General features: G+C 54.9%; 19 protein-coding genes. 13 read left to right on the top strand and 6 right to left on the bottom strand.

The genetic code is table 11. From position 1 onward, the window contains the following. Positions 1 to 123 precede the first annotated feature (123 nt). The 3 genes from KM295_RS13185 to brxL all read left to right on the top strand — a co-directional run bounded on the left by KM295_RS13185 (position 124) and on the right by brxL (position 5449). Positions 124 to 867: a BREX-1 system adenine-specific DNA-methyltransferase PglX gene (locus tag KM295_RS13185; protein WP_256030420.1), complete on the top strand. Its 744-nt coding sequence runs from the start codon at positions 124 to 126 to the stop codon at positions 865 to 867. Positions 868 to 873: 6 nt separating this feature from the next. Beyond that, positions 874 to 3300: a PglZ domain-containing protein gene (locus tag KM295_RS13180; RefSeq protein WP_256030419.1), complete on the top strand. Its 2427-nt coding sequence runs from the start codon at positions 874 to 876 to the stop codon at positions 3298 to 3300. A 121-nt stretch (positions 3301 to 3421) separates the two neighbouring features. Beyond that, positions 3422 to 5449 (top strand): protease Lon-related BREX system protein BrxL, encoded by a 2028-nt coding sequence (gene brxL, locus KM295_RS13175; protein ID WP_256030418.1) that lies wholly within the window; start codon positions 3422 to 3424, stop codon positions 5447 to 5449. Position 5450: 1 nt separating this feature from the next. Here brxL and KM295_RS13170 read toward each other — a convergent pair whose 3' ends face one another. Then, positions 5451 to 5696, bottom strand: a complete 246-nt coding sequence (locus KM295_RS13170; RefSeq protein ID WP_256030417.1) for a helix-turn-helix domain-containing protein — start codon at positions 5694 to 5696, stop codon at positions 5451 to 5453. A 183-nt stretch (positions 5697 to 5879) separates the two neighbouring features. Between KM295_RS13170 and KM295_RS17220 the strand changes: the two genes are divergently transcribed. From KM295_RS17220 to KM295_RS13135, 7 genes are all read left to right on the top strand, one after another. Next, the gene (locus KM295_RS17220) at positions 5880 to 6389 is read left to right on the top strand and encodes a DUF8112 family protein (RefSeq protein ID WP_472924554.1); all 510 of its coding nucleotides are present in this window, start codon (positions 5880 to 5882) and stop codon (positions 6387 to 6389) included. Further along, the gene (locus KM295_RS13160; protein ID WP_256030415.1) at positions 6386 to 7381 is read left to right on the top strand and encodes a hypothetical protein; all 996 of its coding nucleotides are present in this window, start codon (positions 6386 to 6388) and stop codon (positions 7379 to 7381) included. Before KM295_RS17220 ends, KM295_RS13160 begins: the two co-directional genes overlap by 4 nt. Further along, the gene (locus tag KM295_RS13155; RefSeq protein WP_256030414.1) at positions 7381 to 8247 is read left to right on the top strand and encodes a DUF8168 family protein; all 867 of its coding nucleotides are present in this window, start codon (positions 7381 to 7383) and stop codon (positions 8245 to 8247) included. The genes KM295_RS13160 and KM295_RS13155 overlap by 1 nt, the downstream gene beginning before the upstream one ends. A gap of 400 nt (positions 8248 to 8647) precedes the next feature. Beyond that, entirely contained in the window at positions 8648 to 9643 is a 996-nt protein-coding gene (locus KM295_RS13150; RefSeq protein WP_256030413.1) for a hypothetical protein, read from the top strand. Further along, positions 9643 to 10311, top strand: a complete 669-nt coding sequence (locus KM295_RS13145; RefSeq protein ID WP_256030412.1) for a ribonuclease H-like domain-containing protein — start codon at positions 9643 to 9645, stop codon at positions 10309 to 10311. Before KM295_RS13150 ends, KM295_RS13145 begins: the two co-directional genes overlap by 1 nt. A gap of 127 nt (positions 10312 to 10438) precedes the next feature. Beyond that, positions 10439 to 11497: an HNH endonuclease gene (locus KM295_RS13140; protein WP_256030411.1), complete on the top strand. Its 1059-nt coding sequence runs from the start codon at positions 10439 to 10441 to the stop codon at positions 11495 to 11497. Between the two features lie 328 nt (positions 11498 to 11825). Further along, positions 11826 to 12875, top strand: coding sequence for a hypothetical protein (locus tag KM295_RS13135; protein WP_256030410.1), 1050 nt, complete (start codon positions 11826 to 11828; stop codon positions 12873 to 12875). A 132-nt stretch (positions 12876 to 13007) separates the two neighbouring features. Here the strand turns inward: KM295_RS13135 and KM295_RS13130 are convergent, their stop codons facing one another. Together KM295_RS13130 and KM295_RS13125 are read right to left on the bottom strand one after the other, a co-directional pair. Next, positions 13008 to 13445: a toxin-antitoxin system TumE family protein gene (locus KM295_RS13130; RefSeq protein ID WP_256030409.1), complete on the bottom strand. Its 438-nt coding sequence runs from the start codon at positions 13443 to 13445 to the stop codon at positions 13008 to 13010. Next, positions 13438 to 14013 (bottom strand): DUF7342 family protein, encoded by a 576-nt coding sequence (locus KM295_RS13125; protein ID WP_256030408.1) that lies wholly within the window; start codon positions 14011 to 14013, stop codon positions 13438 to 13440. The genes KM295_RS13130 and KM295_RS13125 overlap by 8 nt, the downstream gene beginning before the upstream one ends. Before the next feature lie 156 nt (positions 14014 to 14169). Here KM295_RS13125 and KM295_RS13120 point away from each other — a divergent pair, with 156 nt between their 5' ends. Together KM295_RS13120 and KM295_RS13115 are read left to right on the top strand one after the other, a co-directional pair. Next, a complete protein-coding gene (locus tag KM295_RS13120; protein ID WP_256030407.1) occupies positions 14170 to 15120 on the top strand; it encodes a helix-turn-helix transcriptional regulator in 951 nt (316 codons plus the stop codon). After that, positions 15117 to 15953, top strand: coding sequence for a helix-turn-helix domain-containing protein (locus KM295_RS13115; protein ID WP_256030406.1), 837 nt, complete (start codon positions 15117 to 15119; stop codon positions 15951 to 15953). Before KM295_RS13120 ends, KM295_RS13115 begins: the two co-directional genes overlap by 4 nt. A 2-nt stretch (positions 15954 to 15955) precedes the next feature. Here KM295_RS13115 and KM295_RS13110 read toward each other — a convergent pair whose 3' ends face one another. The 3 genes from KM295_RS13110 to KM295_RS13100 all read right to left on the bottom strand — a co-directional run bounded on the left by KM295_RS13110 (position 15956) and on the right by KM295_RS13100 (position 18406). Continuing rightward, positions 15956 to 16303 carry a DUF8158 family protein gene (locus tag KM295_RS13110; RefSeq protein WP_256030405.1) on the bottom strand — a complete coding sequence of 116 codons (348 nt, stop codon included), beginning with the start codon at positions 16301 to 16303 and terminating at the stop codon, positions 15956 to 15958. 25 nt (positions 16304 to 16328) lie between these two features. After that, entirely contained in the window at positions 16329 to 16946 is a 618-nt protein-coding gene (locus KM295_RS13105; protein ID WP_256030404.1) for a tyrosine-type recombinase/integrase, read from the bottom strand. A 119-nt stretch (positions 16947 to 17065) separates the two neighbouring features. Continuing rightward, positions 17066 to 18406 carry an AlbA family DNA-binding domain-containing protein gene (locus tag KM295_RS13100; RefSeq protein WP_256030403.1) on the bottom strand — a complete coding sequence of 447 codons (1341 nt, stop codon included), beginning with the start codon at positions 18404 to 18406 and terminating at the stop codon, positions 17066 to 17068. A gap of 175 nt (positions 18407 to 18581) precedes the next feature. Here KM295_RS13100 and KM295_RS13095 point away from each other — a divergent pair, with 175 nt between their 5' ends. After that, a complete protein-coding gene (locus KM295_RS13095) occupies positions 18582 to 19550 on the top strand; it encodes a tyrosine-type recombinase/integrase (protein ID WP_256030402.1) in 969 nt (322 codons plus the stop codon). Positions 19551 to 20090: the final 540 nt, after the last annotated feature.

Raw genomic sequence — 20090 nt, 5'->3', positions numbered from 1 at the left:
CAATCACTACTCTCCCGCTTCAACGCCTTTGATCTCACGACGTGATCCCCCGCCCGCTAGTGATTAAACACAGGCGAAATATCAGACCGTATTGAGAACGGTGAGTCAAGTTCAATTATAGAGTTGGCAGAACAGTTGGAGATCTCGCCATATCTTATCGCGGAACTGCGAAGACGACACAATCTCTATACTGCAGATGAATATGAAGACATTGCAGGCCGTTTATTATCATATATTTTAGGGTTGTATTTCGGTAGATGGTCAAGTGACGGGATTTCGACAGATAAAGAGGAAATACTCTCAATATGCCCCTATTCAAATGAGTTTAGTGATTTTGTTCAAGAATCGATTGAATCTCTATTTGATGAACCAGCTACGGTATTGGATCAGATCAGATCTAATTTAGGAAATTCGCCTTCCGAATGGATGAGGAAACAATTCTTTCGAAACCACCACACCGACGAATACAAGCGCCGAGGGCAAAGAACACCGATTTATTGGCAACTAGAAAGTTCTAACGGTGCATTCAGTTGCTTCGTCTATTACCATGAAATAGATGAGAACACGCTCCCAAAACTCCGAGGACAGTATCTCGACCCACGAATCGATGAACTCGAAAATGAGCTTGAAACCCTCAACGCACAAACCAGTGGCGACAATCCGGATAAGGAGCTTCTGAAGAGGAAAGAAAAAGTCCAAGACGATCTCGATGACATCAAGGAGTTCCGGGAGACCATCGATGAGATGGTCGATGATGGCGTCAGTGTTGATGTTGAGAAAGGAATCTGGGAGAACATCAAAGAATGGGACCAGTACGAAGTCCTCAAAACTGGACTTCCGAAGCTGAAATCGAGCTATTCGAGGTAATTCGATATGGGTGATCTCGCGGAAAGCATTATCACGGAACTTCGTCAAAAATTCGATCGACACCCAGTCTGGGTGTGGTACGATGCCCAGGAGAAGTACAAGGGCGTTCTCAACGAGGTCGAAGCTGAACTCGACGATGTCAAACTGGCTCGCTACAACGGCAGTTACTTCGAGCTAAAGCTCCGTCTCCGAAACGAGGATCCGGACTACGAGAAGAACTGGTTGTTCTACATCCCAGAGTCCCGAAATGACGCCGAGTGGTTCCGCGATGTCCACGCGCTCGGCCGCCAGTACCGCGTCGGTCAAGATATTGATGACACACCGGTAACACAGTTCCTCGTCGAGCACGACGAAGAAATTCCGGACGCATACGAGGACTGGGGACAGAACCGCGAGTACCAGCGTCTGGCGTTCTTTTGTGTGCTCTTCGAGACTGTAGGCCCAGCAATCGACGAGTGGGTACGCGACTATCTTGCTGCCCCCGAGGACTATCGCTTAGACATCGAAGATAACGCGATGGCTGATGCCTGGGATGCACAGCTCCGCGAGGAGTACGGCATCGATGCCGGACTGGACCCGAAAGAACTGGCAACTCAACTCCTCTTCGGTGAGGTGACGAGTCGTGCGCCGACCGCCCAGTACGACAATCTCGCTGCGGACGATGCTCAAGCTGCGGCGGAGTTTTGCGACGACTGGCAGCAGTACACTCCCGCCGATTTCACTCGCTATTCACGGGAGATCGAATCCGACTACGACCTCACAGAGGCCGTGATCGAATCCGACCAAACCCGATGGAACGCCACAGCGTTCAGGGGAATCGATACTGGCCTGATTCGGCTCGTGATGGATCGACTTGCTGAGGGAACGTATGCTGATCTTCCGGAGATCGCGGCGGAACTTAATCGGACAGTCACGAAACGCCGGGACAGTTTCTGGAGCAACGAGGACCTCGTTGATTGGTCGGTGCCTGCTTTGGCGGTTGAGACGCTTCGTCAGATCGGTACCGTCGATGTCGACGACGCGAAAGCGATGGGTTCGAGACAGCTTGCGGGACAGTACACGAGCGATGACGGCTGGTGGCAGGTTGATGCAGCCTATCGGCGTTACATCGACGCGACCCAGAAGGCCACATTCCCGTACCCAAAGGAAGCTACGGTGAAACGCCAGGTCACCAACCACTATATGGCCTTCCTTCAGGGTGTCAACCGGCCTCTGGCAGAGATTCTGAGCGACGATCCGACACTCGGAACACCACAAACCTCGTTCTATGAGGAATTCGCTGAGGTGGATGACGGGACGGCGATCATTATCTGTGACGGGCTCCGCTACGAACTTGCTGAAGCCATCCGTGAGAATCTTGGCCGCCGAACCGACTTCGAACAGGATCTCTCCGCAGTGAGTGCTGCACTGCCCTCGATCACAGAGGTCGGTATGGCCGCACACCTTCCGGGTGAACTCGGACTCTCACTCGACGACGACGAACTCGTCGTCACCAGCAGTGGTGAGGAAATGGCTGGAAAGGCCGAGCGCGTCGAACGACTCAGTGCTGCGGGCTTCGAGGTCGTCGATATGGACGAGGTTGGCGACATTTCACTGGAAGAACTGACCGAGTCCGACCCCGTTCCGCGTGTCGTCTACTCCGGCACGATAGACAAACTCGGCGAGAGTCTTGACGACGATGCTGCATTCAGCCAGGTTGCGTCTCACGTCGACGATGTCGAACGGACTGTCCAGCGTCTCAAACAGGCCGGCTATACTCGCTTCGTGATCACCAGCGATCACGGGTTCTTGTATACGGACCGGCTGAATGATGATCACAAAGTCGAGGCTCCTGACCTTGCTCCGGTCGTCAAACGCCGGTTCGCTGCTGCCGACCGCGAAACGCCACTCGTCGATACTGATGAGTTCGTCGAGATCGATCACGAGGCACTGTCGAAACTCGGCATTGATGGCCCCGAGATCAAGTTGCTATTCCCCCGTAGTGTCGCGTGCTTCAAGTCACGAGGTGGGAATATGCGCTACTTCCACGGTGGGATTTCGCTTCAAGAACTCCTAGTCCCGTGTCTCACTGTGACCACGGGCGAAATCGAAGAGAGCGCCTCGATCAGCTACGATGTCTCGATCCCCGATCCGATTACAAACTCCATACTCACCGTGGAGATTGAGGCCAAGAGTGGGCAAGTCGCCTTCGACCCCGCACCAACATTAGAGGTTCGTGCAACCATCGATGGTGAGCCAGTCGCAGATCCTGTTACGATGGAGATCTCCCCTGGCGACAATAGCACCCGTGTTCGGCTCAAACAGGGAGCCATCTCGGGTGAAGATATGGTCCAATTCGAAGTCGTCGATACTGACACCAGAGAGACGATCACGAGACAGACTGTGAGCCTCGATTTACTCTTCGGAGATGACGATATGGGATTTGACGTGTGAGTACTCTCGGCTACAACAACGGGCTGTCGTAGTCGAATTCGAGTAGGGTTCATTCATTATCTTGAGTTCTCACTCCTGATGACCGACACCAATATGCCCCCGGCAACATTGCCGTTATATAATGACGACTGAGGACGTAGATCGGAAAGCCCTGGATGTCTTCTCCGGGCGCGTCGTCCGGAAAGACCTTGTTCAGGACATCAAATCCGGGGTAAACGTCCCTACCTACGTTCTCGAATATCTGATCGGACAGTACTGTGCGACTGATGACGAGGAATCTCTGGAAGAGGGCCTCGAAAAGGTCAAAGAGATTCTGTCAAAGCACTACGTTCGTCCTGACGAAGCCGAATTCGTCAAGAGCGAGGTTCGAGAGCGGGGACGCTATCGCGTCATTGACAAGGTCACCGTCAGGCTCGATGAACAACAGGACGCCTACATCGGTTCGTTTGTCAACCTCGGTTTGAGCGATGTCGAGATCAACGAACATCTCGTCAGCAAGCATCCAAAGCTCCTCGGTGGTGGCGTCTGGGCTATCATCGACTTGGAATATCTCCCTGATAATGCGAACAGTCCAAAGAGCCTCTTCGGCATCGACTCATTCAAACCCATACAGGTATCGAATCTTGACCTTGACCAACTGAAAGATCGACGTAACGATTTCACGCGCGACGAATGGATGGACCTTCTCCTTCAGACCGTCGGCTACGACCCCTCTTCATTTAGCGACCGCGAGAAATTCCTCTTCTTAGCTCGGTGTATACCCCTCGTCGAGTCAAATTACAACTACGTCGAATTGGGACCACGTGGGACGGGAAAGAGCTATCTCTACCGCGAAATCAGTCCCCATTCAATCCTCATCTCCGGCGGTAAAACCACCGTTGCGAAACTCTTCTTGAACCTGAATACAGGACGGATCGGACTCGTCGGTCGCTGGGATGTCGTCGCGTTCGACGAGGTCGGGGGACTCCAGTTCAGCGATTCGGAAGCCGTCCAGATGCTCAAAGACTACATGGAGTCCGGAAGCTTCTCTCGTGGGACTGAAGAGCTCACCGCCCAAGCCTCGATGGTCTATGTCGGGAATATCGACCTTGACGTTGAAGGCGTTCTCAAGAGTTCACACCTCTTTGAACCGTTCCCCGAGGATATGCAGGATCTCGCGCTCATCGACCGATTCCACTACTACCTTCCAGGGTGGGAAGTCCCGAAGATGCGGTCCGAGTTCTTTGGCGACCAGTTTGGATTCATCGTCGACTACTTCGCTGAGTTCGTCCGGGAGCTCCGAAAGGAGTCGTACGGTGACGCGATCAACGAGGAGTTCGCGTTTGGTGACCACCTGAACCAACGAGACGAAAAGGCCGTACGTAAGACTGTCTCAGGTCTACTCAAGCTACTTCATCCACATGGTGTGTACACGAAAGAAGAACTCCGAGAGTATCTCGAATTCGCCATGGAAGGTCGTCGTCGAGTCAAGGAACAATTGAAGCGGATTGGCGGTATGGAATATCGTGCCGTCGAATTCTCCTACCTCGACTTGGATACGAAAGAGGAGATCTATGTCTCAGTACCCGAAGAAGCAGACGAGTCACTCATTCCCCCAGGAACACAGCAGGCGGGAACGGTCTACACAATAGGCGAGAGCGAAGGACGCCACGCTCCCTTCCGAATCGAGACTCAGACACTCCCCGGATCGGGCAAGACGAATATTTCGGGCACGCCCGGAAAGCGGATGAAAGAGTCGTTTGAAACCGCCTGTGACTATCTACAGGCAAATATGCGGGAACTCAGTCGTGAAGAGACTCTGGATGAATACGACATCAACGTCCAGGTTCTGAACCCCTCTGATGCGAATGAGGGTGGTGAAACGAGTGTCGGGCTCCTCGTCGGTATTGTTTCGGGCATTCTTGATCGACCAGTCCGGCCACAGACCGTCGTACTGGGATCGATGAGTTTGATGGGCGAGCTAGTCTCCGTGAGTTCGTTGATCGATAAACTCCAACTGTCTGCGGATTCTGGAGCCAAAACGGTGCTCCTTCCTGCGAAGAACAAAGAAGACTTACCGAAAATCCCCGACGAACTCCTTGACCAGCTCCAACTCGTATTCTACACTAATCCCCTTGATGCGGCTAGTAAGGCGATTGAACTGGAGTGATTCATACTCCCTGAGATTCGTCTATTAATTCCCACAGCAGAGCGTTTCCGACCTTTCGACTCTCGACATCGCCTTCCTCTTCGAGGCTTTGGAGCTTCAGATAAGCAGTTCTTCGGTCGCAGCCCACATGTTCAGCAACGTCGGTCGTCCCGGCTGCACCTAGTTCCTCAAGGACCCGGAGAAAATCTTCCCGAGGATATTCCTCGCTAAACCGACCACTGTTCTCGTCACGCTTCCGGTCGCCCATATCATCGGTATTGATCCCGGTTCACTAATGAGTGCTGGGACGGTATCCATTAGTCGAACGTCCAAAGGTTTATGCCATTAGCGGTATGACTAATGGGTGGAAGCCCAGCCATAGGGCGTTAATCAGGAAACGCCCGGGTGTGGTAGCACCCAGGCTGGGTTCAGAATAACCAATCTCGAACCCATGACGAAATCAACACCACCAAATCAAGAAAGTATCGACAGCGAGCTTATTGAAGACATAAACAAACTAAAACTATCCGATTCGGCGGAAGGGGCCGTTATCTGTCAATTCTGTGACTCTCGAATCCGTGAAGGTGGACGCATTACTGTGTCCGCTTTTCGGTCGGAGTCTGGTCCGAAATTTATGGTTGAGGACACGTTTTGCCGTGGTCACGGAGATGAGTATAATCGCTCGTGGGATCAGTCGCTCCGTGAGCTGGTTGTGCGGGGGCGTGTTGGTACTGTGTCGGACACCGCGACGCAGTCGACGTGGCCGGTATTGCTTGACCCTGAGCTGGTTGCCCTCAGTCCGGTAAACACGATAGAGGCATACACGCTGGATGATGCTGATCCGGACTCGGGTGCCGATGGTGAGGATGCCGGAGTTGATGTGACTCATTCGGTTGTGGTGGAAGAGTCATCTGGCCGTGAGCAGCCGTCGTCGTGGTGCGACAGTGGTGGTTCGCAATGACGGGGGGATCGGAGTCCCCGTCATTCTCGGCGGGGAACCTCGACGGTGAGTTCGAGCTTCCACCTGTTGATGAATCGACGTTCCCGGATCTCTACCTCGACCTTGGGGTGGATCTGCTTGCACCGGGTGACGGCATCGTGACTGATCGGCATCACGCGTCTGCGGATCGGTACGAGGCGGACGATGCAATGAATCAGATTCGCGGGCAGATTTCGCCGTTCACGCTGTCGGGTTGGTTACGGCACGGTTGTGAACGCGTGTTGCAGATTGCTGGGATGTCGGCGTGCCATCCAGGTGAACCGAATGCGGACTATATGCGTACAGATGTGTATGATCGTGACCTGAGCCAGGGGTACCACGAGAAAGGAGCCTGCGTTGAGGCAGGCGATACCGACGCTGGCTGTGTTGTCTACGAGTTGTTCGGTGGATTCGGTGACAAACCGGGCGAGTTGTTGCGTCGGCCGATTCGGTTCTCGCCGGTGCGACAGCAGGTTGACGTGCTGCGTGGTGAGGCCGAGGCGCATTACCGGCAGCTGCACACGCAGGTACGTTCACGGAATGACGAGGATGGTGGCGAACCGCTTCGGCACGCCACCCGTGACGTAGTCGGGAACGTCGAGGGAACGTGGCTGTTGACACTGCGAACGCTGAAACCGGAGTTCGTCGGGTTGTTGCTAGAAGCGGTATCGTTGCTCAATTCGAAGAGTGATACGTTCGAGTTCCAGCTCGGTGGTGCGCGGAATTTCGGTGCAGGGATTGCAGATGTAGGTGTGGTGAATCCGCTGTACACCGACCAGGAGATCCGCCGCGTGTACAACCGGGCGCAGAACGCGACGACAGCGATGCAGGAGAAAGACGACCAGTGGCGTGAAGTCTACCGCGAAGAGTTCACGCGGGCGTTGCAGGCGCGTGTGAGCGATAGTGACGGCGAGCTGGGCACGGCGATTGATCGTCAGGATAGTGTCGACGAGGGGGAGCGAGGTGAGCTCTGATGGGCGACGCTCGTGACTTGGTGGATGCTGATGCTGTCGGTGAGACGGTTGCTGATCCGATGGTGGCGGTGTATCGCCACGATGTACACAAAATGAATGGTCGGCGGCATAGTGCGGCAGCTGACGAGTACCACGGTGTGCGCGTGAATGAGGCCGTCCCGTTGGGTGCGGATGGTGATGCGGCGTTGCTGAGTCGGCCCTCAGGTGAGCCGGACCAAACGGTGGCGAACCACTCGTCTCCGTATCGGTTGTCGTTGCTGACGGGTGAGTCCGCGACTGAATCTGGCCGGATCGAAGCGGCAGCGGATGGTGGGTTCCGAGACTTGGTTGTCTCTGGTGACGCATCTCGGCTCCACGCGGCGTGGCTGACGAGCGATGTGGCGGCAGCGTTCAACGAGTCAGTGTACTATCCGTACACGTCGTTGAAGTACCACGTGTTGTTAGCGGCGGCGTTGTTGTCGGAGTACCGTGCTGGACGGAGCTTCGACGAGTTGTTCTTGGCGGTCTGGCCTGGTGAGTCGGCGGCTGCTGATGTGGGTCCTGAGGCGGCGTTGGAAAGTGACGTGGTGTCGCCGCATCGGACGGTGTTGTGGTCGCCGTTGGTGACGTTGGCTGTGACGAGTGATCCGGGTGATCGGCCGGCGGCGAGGCTCGGGCCGGAGCCGGCGCGGTCGTTTGCGGATGGCTGGTCACGCCTGTCGGACCAACCGTTCGACACTGACGGGTCGCGGGCGTTGATGGTGTTGGATGCGCAGCTTCGCCGGCTGCGGTCGTGGTCGACGGCGCTGCAGTACATCGAGGAGTTCGTTGCGTGGCGTGGTGTGCGTAATGCTGATGCTGCTGATGTTGAGCGGGGGTGGTCGTGATGATGGGGCGCTTCGGATCCGATCATTGCGGGTCTGGATTGATGCCCGAATTCGACGGTGTCGACGTGTCTCCTGCTAGTGGCACTGGAAACGGGGTGTGTGGTCGTTGTGGTGAAGACAGTGGAAACGGGGTGTGTGCCTCGTGGTGGGAGTATCTCCGTGAAGACACTGGAAACAGGGTGTGTGGTCGTCGAGATAGAGGGGCGGCATCACTGCGTCGAGGTGCGATGCCGCTGCGGGACTGGTGGCTACAATCTGTCCCGATCGGCCTCGGTGTTGAGGCGGTAGCGGCGCTGTACAACTGGTGGCACTGGAAACAGGGTGTGTCTGGGCTACAGCCCACGGCGCTTTGTTCCCTGGAATCTCTCGGCATCTGGAGTGGAAATGAGGGGTGGTTAGCGTGACGCGGATCCAGCAGGTTCTGTTCGAGCTGGAGACGGCGTACCTGGGCCACCCGTACTACGTGACGGGGAACGCGTTGTACCAGGCGTTAGCGCAGCGCGTCGACGAGCGGATGCGGCGAGCGTTGTGCGTCAGTCACGGTGTGTTCCTGCCGAAGACGTACGGGACGCCGCCGGCGTGGTATTCCCAGTCATCCTTAGGGAAGGTCGGAGTGTCGTTACCGCCAGTCGAGTCGTATGATGACCTGTTCCTGCTGCGGGATGCGGCGCAGCGCTGGTTGAAGTCGTCGTGGCCACGGGACGCGCAGAACGCGCATCCGGTGCAGAGCCACGGTGGGCGACTCGCGTTCGATCCGGTGACGTGGTTTGGTCGGCCGCCAGAGATGCAGACTTCGAAGCGCTCGGTTCGATGGTTCGTCCAGTGTTACCTGCACACGATGTCGGGTACGCACGGGGAGTCGCTGCTACCGGTGGCGGACGAGACGCTGGATCGGCTGCAGGCCGGTGGGGCGCGGAACTACGGGTTCGGTCGACTGTCGCTCGTAGATTCGCAGGTTATCGAGCTCGATGAACTGGCATATGACCGAGTGACGGCAGCAGACGACCACGTCCTTGAGTTAGTGTCACCGTTCGTGGTGGCAAGTGAATTCCCGAATGCGGATGAACAGTCGGTGCCGTGGTGGTGGGACACCTCACGTCCACGAGCATCTCCGGCTGACGGTCATGGTGACTGCAGGGCGAGTGCGGCGAGCCGTGCCGGGTTACGGCGACGGACGGAGCGCCTGGTTGATGATGACGAGGTGTATGAGTTGGCGACGATTGATCACGGGCAGATCGTCGGATACGACGGATCGCGCCCGGTTGAGACAGCGAAGAACGGGGTGCTCCGAGTCGGGACGCATTCGCGGTTCGGGTTCGGTGAGATCAGGGTTCGGCCGGTGAGCGATGATCGTGTTCCTGAACGGAGTCCCGAGTTTGCAGGGGGTGAGGTGTGATGGTGTTGGAGCAGGTTGCGTTCGATATTGAGACGACAGGGTTCGAGGTTAATGATGTAGTGACGGCCGTCGGGTTTGCAGTGCCGTTGGGGTGCCGCGTGTTCGTACACGCTGGTAGTGCTGCAGTGGGCACTGGTGAAATTGAGGATGAGGTGCGGGAGCGAGTCGGGGAGCGAGTTGTCGTCTCGCTTCACGAAGCGGAATCCGAGCTGCTGCGAGCGGTCGGTGAGTTTGTCGCTGAGCGAGTGTGTGGCGAGGACGTGTTACTCGTTGCGTACAACGGTGAGCGGTGGCGCGATGGGTTTGATTTACCGTTCCTGCGGACACGGTTGGTGGCGACAGGCGTCGAGTGGCCGTTCCGGGACGTGCCGTTCGCGGACGTGATGCCGGTCATTTCTCGCCGGTTCAACACGACCGTGGACGGCGATGAGCAGTCGAGTCTCGCCGCAGTATATGGGACGCTCTGTGATGGGGATCTCAACATGATCGACCCGTTTACGGAGAGCGCCGAGGCCATCGACGCGTTTGAGGAAGGCCGGCTGGCCGACCTGGTTACGCACAATGTCGCGGACGTGCTGCGGACACGGGCGCTTGGCCGGCTTGCAGAGCAGTACTGCGCGAAATCGGAATTTGACGTGAAATCGCTAACGCCCACGGAGTACGGATAACACCGGTAGAGTCAGCCCCTTGATGTCGGAGTAGCGGCCGCGGTGAACGGCTGATTGAAGCGATACACCACGACGCACCTGCGGTTCGCGGACACAGCAGCGACCACCAATCCAGAGCGTGAAACCCATGGCGCAGACAAACCCTTCGGGAATTGACGGTGACGAATCGAGCGAGCAACAGACGGCCGGGAACACGGATGTCGAGTCCAGTGCGGAAGATACCTGGAGTCCTCGAACATCCGAGTCGCTTGATGCGGCCGTGCGGGCTGACGTGCTGAAGCGCGACAAGTATCGCTGCCGGGTATGTGGACGCAAGGGCCCGAAGCGTGGCGGATTAGCGACCCTGCACGTCCATCATATCGAGCGGAATCCGGACGGCATCGATGGGGATGCACCAGAGAACCTCACGACGCTGTGTCGGTCGTGTCACAACTGGATCCATCAGCAGGCGACCCATGAGGATGCACCGGTGACGTTGAGCGATGAGGACCTCGGCGTGTTGCTGTCGCAGGACATCGAGATTCTACAGTATCTCGCGGACAAGGGGCCTGCGACGACGGGTGAGGTCGCGCGTGCCCTGACCGCGGATTTGTCGGTGACAGCGGTCCGAGAGCGGCTGGCGACGCTGATGGGGTTGGATAATATTGTCCAGTCCCGTGACCGTCAAATCGTCGACCAGGATGTCGAGACCGGGAAGTGGGGCCTGACCGGGCAGATCGAGCACTCTGCTCGCGGGCATATCCCGTCGAACTCGCAGACGTTGGTCCAGCGGGTCGAAGATGAATTGGTCCGCCAAGCATTGGATCGCGGGGTTGACCGGCAGGCGATTATGGACGTGCTCGACGTGTCTCGTCGCACGACATTTCACCGCGAGAAAAGGGCCAATGCGTACTCTTTCCCGCTGGACGCGTTCCGCGGTGGTGGCGGCCGGCCGACGCACGATGAGCGGACTGAGTCGACTGCGAGTCCCAGCGGTACGGGGAATGCAGCTGACGCAGCAGGCCAACAACGGCTCGATACTGTTGCTGATGGTGATGATGCTGCTGAGGCCAGTCAGCAGGATGTGTCGAGTGACATAGTCGACTCCACGCAGCACGCGGCTGAGACCGACGGTGAGCCCGAGCTCACCCGAGCGGAAGTTGAGGCCGTGATGGCGGTGCTTGAGCGAGTCGCTGCAGACCTGTGACGGGCTGACGGAGACTACCCCGTGTTTCAGCGGGGTTGGTATGGGGTTCCCCGTGCCAGCGCCGTAATCATTCACTTGTGGAATATGCCTGCTGTCCTTGAGTTTTGGCAATTTCTGGTTTTTGCATCAAGGTGTCTCTGTATTCGTGTCCCGGTCGAGATTGGTGTTATTTATAAGTAGGTCGGTATGGTCGTGCTGTGAGTCTGGGTCACCCGCTGTGAATCTGTATTTCGGCCCTTTCAACCCCTTCAGACTCGACAATACGAGGGATACACACCCCTTGCTGCATTGGTTTTAAAACTCATCACAAATTTACCGGGTTTGCAGTATGCGACGCGTGCATAACCAGACAGTCGGCGATGAAGAGGCTGAGACCAGCATCAAGGGATCCGCTATGACAGAATCCAACACTGACAACACGAGTACAGAGGCGATGACTGACGGCAGCACCGAGACAATCCGCGACTCTGATGAAGTCCGGTTCAGCAACGACGATGTCAGGCACTACTCGGCAGACGGCCATCTCTACGCCTACCGGGAAAACGACGAACACGTCGTCGTTTCCCGAGGAAGAGAGTCGCGGGATCGATGGACCAAGCGTGTCCCCGCTGAACGTGACGCAGTTCTTGCTGGTGAACACCTCTGGACGATCCCAGAGAACTGGCAACACCGCGTGAAAATCAAGGGCCCAGCGGAAGCTAGCTACGGGATCTACCACATTCCGGAGAGTGGCGTGGACGTTCTCGTGACTGTGCCGAACAAAACCCAGCTCGTGGATGCTTGGTACGGTGTCAAGCGTGTCGGCACGCTCAACGTGACTTACGATGGTGGGATCGCGTGGGACAAACTGGACACCACTATCGAGAGTATCCGTGATATTGAGGAGATCAGTGACGACGTTGTCGAAGCACTAGAATCGCTCCACTGTCGTCGCCACAAATTCGAGCGTAAGTATGTCAAGGAAATCGGCAGGTGTGGTGAGGACGCTTTAGTGGGACATACTTCTGGCCCGGTTTCAATCCAACAGTGGACCGCCGAGCCGTGGGGGGATAGATTCCAAGTAGACCATCTTGTTCGGCGTGTTTTGGACATAGACAGAGAGACACAGGAAACCGTCGTACGCATCCTCTCTGAGGAAAACATTGTTCCGCACTATCCGCTGGTCCGTGTGGACGTGGAAGAGGACGAGGGCATTCCAGATGGTTACTGGATTCGCGCGCTTGTTGAAGCAGGCGTTTCAGCTGCTGAGGCTATTGATTACCTTATCACGGAGCACTATGGTTTGATGACGCAGGCTAACTGGGCGGATATTCGAGAGTCGGAAGTAAGCCAAATAAGTGAGAACGTCAGTTGTACGAAAGAGAAACTCTCAGACTAACGTAGTCATCTGTTTCTGTTGATGTTCTGCAGCCGACTCCACGCCTGAGAGCAATTACAATAACCTGGCTGAGTTGTGCTCAACTGAATACTGTTCTGTAGGACTGGGCTCTACGTTTCCGTATTGAAATCACTACTCGTCCCAGAAGGCTTTGATTCGGTCATCGAGATCGGTAAGGACGGTTGCGAGTACGTCCCGCCAGTCGTCGGGATAGTCGGCATCCTCTCCGGGTGTCGGTGCATCTGGGGGCGGGTAGAAGTGCTCGCGGGTGTTATGGTCATTCGGGTGCCGGTCCCATCGGCACTCCCACTCGTTACCGGTCTGGTATTGGTCCGAATAGTGGATGCTGAAGTCGTCGGTCTCGAACCAGCGGATTCGGAGATACGCACGGCTGACGCCGCCTGGAAAGTAGCCGAGATCGTAGTCAGCGACAACCGCGTTCGGCGCATATTCCGGTCGTGTCTGGATGTTGTCGAACCGATCACTACGGGCGAGGTGTGCGGCGATCCGGTCGAGAAGTTCTGCGTCGATGGGGCCGCGACTGGGCGGGTCAGTCGTGTCCTCAGGCATCGACTGGACCGGGCTTGCTGCCTGAAACTGGATTGTTTCGGCGAGCTGCGTCGAGGAGTGCGGCTCGCTGTTCGAGCGTCTCCCATTCAGAGAGCGCTTCCCAGGCTGCTTCGGTGGACAGATTCTGCTCCTGGGTCGCGTTGACGAGGGACACCTCGTCTGGGTGCGTTGCATCGAACTGCGCTCTGTAGTTCTCGATCTGTTCGAGCGTGTCGCCGAGTGCGTCGACGATCTCCTGCTCGGAGTATTCCTCGCGGATCCGGTCGATGCGTCGCCACTGGAAGTACGCGTCGTTGCGTTCGTACCGGACTGGACGACCGTCGTGCCGCTGTACCATCCCCATCTCGTCGAACCACTCTAGGTAGTCCCGGGCTGTCTCGGTGTCGCAATCGGCACGATCGGCGATCGTCGAGACCTTCGTCGGTGTCCGGAGTCCGATGACAACGTCGAGGAGTCGCTCTCGGATTGAGCCATCTTTGAGGAGCGAGTCAGGTGATTCTAATGCGTCGAGATCAGGCGGTGACTCCTCGCCGTCGTATGCATCGTCGGGGATGTCTGTGAGGTCCATGTGTGGGGGTCCGTTGCTGTAGCTACTTGTTCTGGCGATATATATCTATGGAACGCTGAATTATTTCTGCTTTAGCAGCGTTCACGACAGCGCTGGATAGACTGTATCTCAAAACACGCAAGATATTTATAAATGAGTTGCGTGATTTGAGACAAAGTGCTCTCTGAATCGGAACTCACTGTCCTCTCATACCTCAGTACCGAGGGGGTAGATGGCGTGGTCCAGCGGGAGTTAGCTGATGCGCTTGAGTGGGATCCGAGTCACACGTCTCGCGTGGTCTCGCACCTTGCCGAGCTCGGACTGGTTACCAGAGAGCAGCAACACGGTCGATACCGGGTTTCGGTGTCGAACGCCGAACCGACCGAACGGTTTGCAGACCTCGCACGTGAATTCCCGCACGTCGATTTCGCTGGCCTGATTGCGGGGTCGACCATCCAACTCCTGTACCATTTGGATACTGAACGAACGGCTGCGGAACTCACGGATTGGACTGATGTGAGTCGTGCAACGGTCTACCGGCGACTCAAACAGTTACGAAACGTCGGTATTGTCAGGAAACGCGATAGCCGATTTGCACTGACGAGTCAGTTCCAGGGATTGGCTGCGTTCGCACGGTCGCTGGTACGCCATCTGCATCGACAGGAAGCACGCGACCACGCTACTGGTGTCCGTCTCATCTGGATGGATGTTGATGAGTACCTGTTCAGTTGCCGGACGGACGTGACTGCGTCACTTTTTCACCGGACTGGTCCGGGTGCACTCGAACAATACGGAATCCCGCTGTTAACGCGTGAAGAGCAGTACTATTTCCGCTCCGAGGATCGAACCGAACTCACTCCGGAAGACCTTGTGTGCCACTTGCTCCTCATCGATGATGGCGCACGGTACCGATCGTACTGTCTCTTACTGATCACAGCCTGTGAGATTGATGCAGAGACACTCACGGAGACTGCAGGGCGGTACAATCGAGAATCCGACCTCAACCTCACTGAAACCGTTCAGGCGCTCTGTACGTACCTCGAAACCAGCGGTGATGTGGCTGGGGAGAAGCTTCCTGAATGGGACACGTTCAAATCGACTGCAGATGATTACGATATATCTGTATGACGCCTCGTCCCCAGTTCGATGCCGCGTATATCGAGGCCGAACTGCAGGAACTTGGAGCGGCGCTGACCACCGAGATTACAGCCTTTCTCATCGGTGGCGGGGCGATGGCGTTCCGAGGACTGAAGGACACGACCAAGGACATCGACTTGGTCGTCACGACCGAGGTGGAGTTCGACCGATTACTCGCCGCATTAGATAACCAGGGATACGAGGAAGTCTCAGACCTTGACGAGACGTACCAGCAGTTGGGGGCGAGGTTGTGTGTCGAGAACGACGATGGGTGTCGGATAGATGTGTTCAATCGGCAGGTTGCCAACAAACTCATCTTCAGCGATGGGATGCAACACCGGAGCGAAGACTATCTCACATCTGGGCAGTTGTCCGTCCGGTTAACGGCGCTGGAAGACATCTTCCTATTCAAAGCAGTCGCAAAGCGCCCTGACGACATCGATGACATGAATACACTGGTACAAACGAATCTCGACTTCGACGCCATCGAGCATGAAACCGGCGCACAGATCGAGTTGCTGAATGGGAAGCAATTCACGACCCACATCCGTGAATCGCTGGATGAATTATACGACCAGTATGAGGTTCAAACACCACTTGAAGAGGTCATTGATGCGTACTACGCGCAGTATATGGATGAGTTAGAAGTCAGACTCGTGTTGAGTGAAGACGAGCCGATGTCCGTTGAGGCGATTGCAGATGAACGTGGCCTCGATCTGGATCACGTCGTCGAGCAGTTGGAGCAACTCGAAGCGTATGGGTATGTCGAGCAGAGGGATTCAGGCTTTGTTGATACGGGCAAGCGAGATGCGTTCACCGAATGACGTTATGAATTGTCGGATGCCCCCTTCTCTTGGTGGAGTTCTCTGAGATAGGCGATTGCGGCGACACCGACGTTGATCCCCCAGACGTAGTCATCCTCACCGAAGGCGGCCGTCCCGGCCATACGGTGCGTGTAGCCGTCGACGAGGGTATGGCGGATACAGCTCGCCACGTCGTCCTCACCGAATTGGGTGATGGCGTTGGAGATGTACTGGTCGAAATGAGCGTTCGGATGGTCGCGGGGTCGTGGATCAGCAGCTCGTTCGAACGCGAGGTCGATGACTGCGTCAATCGATGGATGCGATGTCTCTCCGGTGTTTTCTCGAACCGGGTATCCCTCGTCTGTCCACATATGCCTATTTGATTTCGTAGGTGAATCAGACTTTCAGTAGGTGGTCGTAGATCCGCTCAGTCGTTTGGATGCTCCCGTGGCGAAGCCGATTTCGCACATCGTAGAGCGTGTTCCCCTCTTCTTCGTTCATCATACGATATGCCACTCCATGTCGGAGAGCGTGTGGGGTTACGTCACTCGCGTCGCCCCGACTACCATCGACCTTGTAGGGTTGGATACCGGCCTCGTCAGCAACCTTGTGTAGCATATTTCGCACGCCTTGTTCCGAAATCCGGTCTGCAGACCTAGAGGGGAAGAGTGCCGGTGAATCCTTCCACCGGGCATTGAGATATGCTGAGAGGAGTCTCGTGGTATCCTTTGAGAGTGTGAGTGTCACTGGTGGGGGCGAGTTTTCGTTCGGGTAGTCTTTCTGAATCTCCGTAGGAAGATAGAGCTCCGAATTTCCGTTTCGTAGAAGGCTCACGTCGACTTGAACGAGTTCTCCGACTCGTAGCCCAGTATCGTACATGAACGCGATGATGGCTTCGTTCCGTTGCTGTAGGTATTCTGTGCCAGTCGAATAGGATGCCGATCGAAGTGCCTCGACTTGGTCGGGTGTCACCCAGACTTTCGCACGAACTTTGGAGTTTGCAGATTCGCTCATTCTAACGACCACTCTTTATATACGGCTATGCGCCTCGACCGCCTTAACTTTGGAGTCTATAAGAAGACTCCAAAGTTCATATTGGCAGAAGTCATCGTGTTGCAGCCCGAGTATGAGGATTAATCGACAGTGGCAGCCAACCGAACTAATTCGACTCGACGTAATGTGCCTCGACCACTACTCGAATCATTATCTAATAGATCCATAATTACCTCATCAAGAAGTTCGTCAGCAGTGTCTTGATCATCCAGTAGCTCGGTTACGTCGTACGTTGAACCGCCATACGTAATCTGACCCCCTGCGTACTCACCCACTCTGTGTTCAAGTGAATTTCCACACAATCTGGTATATTGATCGGACTTAGAGAGGCTGTAATCAATATCTTCGTCATCTGTAATCGTCTGAAGATGGTCTTGCTTATCCAGAACCAAGAGCACGTGTTCTAGATTGCGGATCGATCTGTGATGAATATCCTCTGCAATAATCCGATCGAACAGATCATTAACATCAGATTCGTACCGGAGTAACCACTCTGCACCGGTCACGTACGCCCTAAGACAGCTGCGGAACAAGAATTCCGCTTTCCTGTCTTCGTCGATCTGGAGATCATCTCGGGCCTCGTAGAACTCGTAAATCGCCGGTCGGTGAGAAAGCAAATCGGCGGTTCCGCCCCAGCTCTTGACGGCGCTGATGAGTTTCCCGTCGACATCGGATGGTGGTTCAGTGGTGAGAAATTCTTCAACAGGGATACCGCCCTCTTCCTGTGGTGAGACCGTTAGATCCACTCCAGCGAGTTGGTCGGACGAAATACCCACGACCTGCCCCATACTGTCGGAGATCTCTTGCAGTTTCTGGTCAATAATTCGTTCTCGGCTTTCGATCAGTTCCCGATAGTCCGGATTCTCCATCAGGACGGTTTGGGACCCGTTGCGCGTATATGCCTGCCCTTCAGCGATGAATTCCACATTGTCGTTCCGCCGCTTCGTCGAGGAGATGACCACGGGTGGCTGGTCAGCCTTGTGGACAACTAGCACGCCGCCGCGGTCATCCTCGTGCTCGAATTTGAATAATTCGAAGGTTGGGGTAGGGTACATATCATCGGAAACGACGTTGCGGAGTCGTGCGTCATCAACATCCAGAATATGATCTCCGCCTCGGTCATTCCTGTACTGGATACCCGTAAACTCCCCATCGTTATCGAAGCCGATAAACAAATATCGGTGATTAGATGGATGTACCACGTTACTAAACGCGGAACAGTATTCAAGGAACTCACTTTCTCTTCGCTTCTGATGGTGCGATGAATTTGCAGAAATGTATATATCCGATTTGTAATTCAAGAGTTCGCCCTCATCCGGGACGTGCTCCTCAATAAACTCGATTACCTGCTCGTCCCCGGTATCAGACTGTACCAGTTCATACAATATAGTGTACCAGGGCAGTCGATCTGATTGGCTCATATACCCACCATTCAGATGTTTCAAATAACTGGAGATAGCCCGGCCACTTAAACGCTATCTATAGAGTACCAGACAGAGCCGATCGGTGGACTGTACTTGGACTATTGAATCTCGGGTGAGTAATTCACCGCGCGCGTTATCTTCGCTGGATACCTTCACGAGCGGTATGCCTACAATGGATTATGAGGCAGCGGTGACTCGAACATTAGCGTATATCGAGTCGGCTACACACATTCACCCCGAAAATAAGCGGCTCATAGTCGAGTATCACCGGGACATGGTTCTTGCAGATATTAGTTCAGCCCAACAGCAGAAGGTGCTTGCCCATTTCAAGATCATCACAGATCATGTGGGGCAAACGCGGTTCGTAGATCTGGACAAAGAGGCGATAGTCGATTTAGTTGCGTGGCTATACACACGTGGAACGTCTTCCTCTACTGTCGTTGATTACAAGCAAGCGATCAAGCAGTTCTGGAAGTGGTTGAACGATGGTGAAGACCCTGAGGAAACGAAGTGGATTCGGCGGGGTCCCGTGGAACAAAAACGGATTTTGCCCCAGAGCCTGCTCACTCCAACGGATATTCGAGCGCTACTCGAAGCGTGCCATAACGACCGTGATCGTGCATTTGTAGCCGTCTTATGGGAGACCGGAGCGCGGATCGGAGAACTCATCGATCTGGAAGTTGGGCATATCGAACAGAAGGCACTCGGAAAGCAGATGATCGTGTCGGGAAAAACGGGGTCACGCCGGCTCTTGCTCCTCGAATCTGAACCGTATCTTGAATCATGGCTAACAGTGCACCCGAACCGACACCATGACGCTCCACTCTGGTGTAAAATCGATACTAAGCAAGGATCTCCGGATGAGACAATTAGTTACCAGTACATTCGTTTGCGAATCTTAGATCGTGCCAGCGAACAAGCTGGTATCAAGAAACCGGTGAATCCGCATCACTTCAGACACAGTCGAGCGACGTACTTGGCGAATTACCTTACAGAAGCGCAGATGTGCGCGTGGTTCGGGTGGGTACCAGGGTCTCGCGTTCCGGGTAGGTATGTACACCTGTCTGGCCGTGATATTGACCTGGCATATATGTCGATGCTTGAGGACCCTGGCTATACGCAAATAATAAAAGCAGACTAACAAAACAATCACCTAACGAATATACGAACTAAATTTTACATTTTCATATGTGTTTGGTAAGTAACATACCCTGCGTTGTCTACAAGAAGGAATAATAGACAAAGTAGGTGACTGCACTAGGATGGTTACCTACTTGCTCGTATTATAGACGAATAGCAACCAGTAAACCACAGCCACTGTATATCGATTTTGCTAAACATCTATGTACAAATCGAAAATATGCTGCAATACGACTCTCTCAAATCATAGCATTTGAACTATTATCGAGGGATTGACCATAGTAGTGAGAATACATCCACGATCGGAAGAGAAATGCATGAACGGATGATTAACCCCAATCAGTTATTTGTCGATACAGGAGACTTCAACATGGGATGGAACCCCAGCGACGGTGACCTGTTCTGGGAATTCAGCTACGTGTGTGAGTATTAGATATAGCGGGTCTACCCCAGCTCGTCGTTACTCCAGTCGGTGATTTACTCCGGAGAAAATATGATTCTGATTTGAGCGCGGAACTAACTCCATGTCTAAGGGATTGAG

Source organism: Natronomonas aquatica, assembly GCF_024449025.1.
Lineage (GTDB): Archaea > Halobacteriota > Halobacteria > Halobacteriales > Haloarculaceae > Natronomonas > Natronomonas aquatica.
This window is presented reverse-complemented; position numbering and strand designations above follow the sequence as displayed.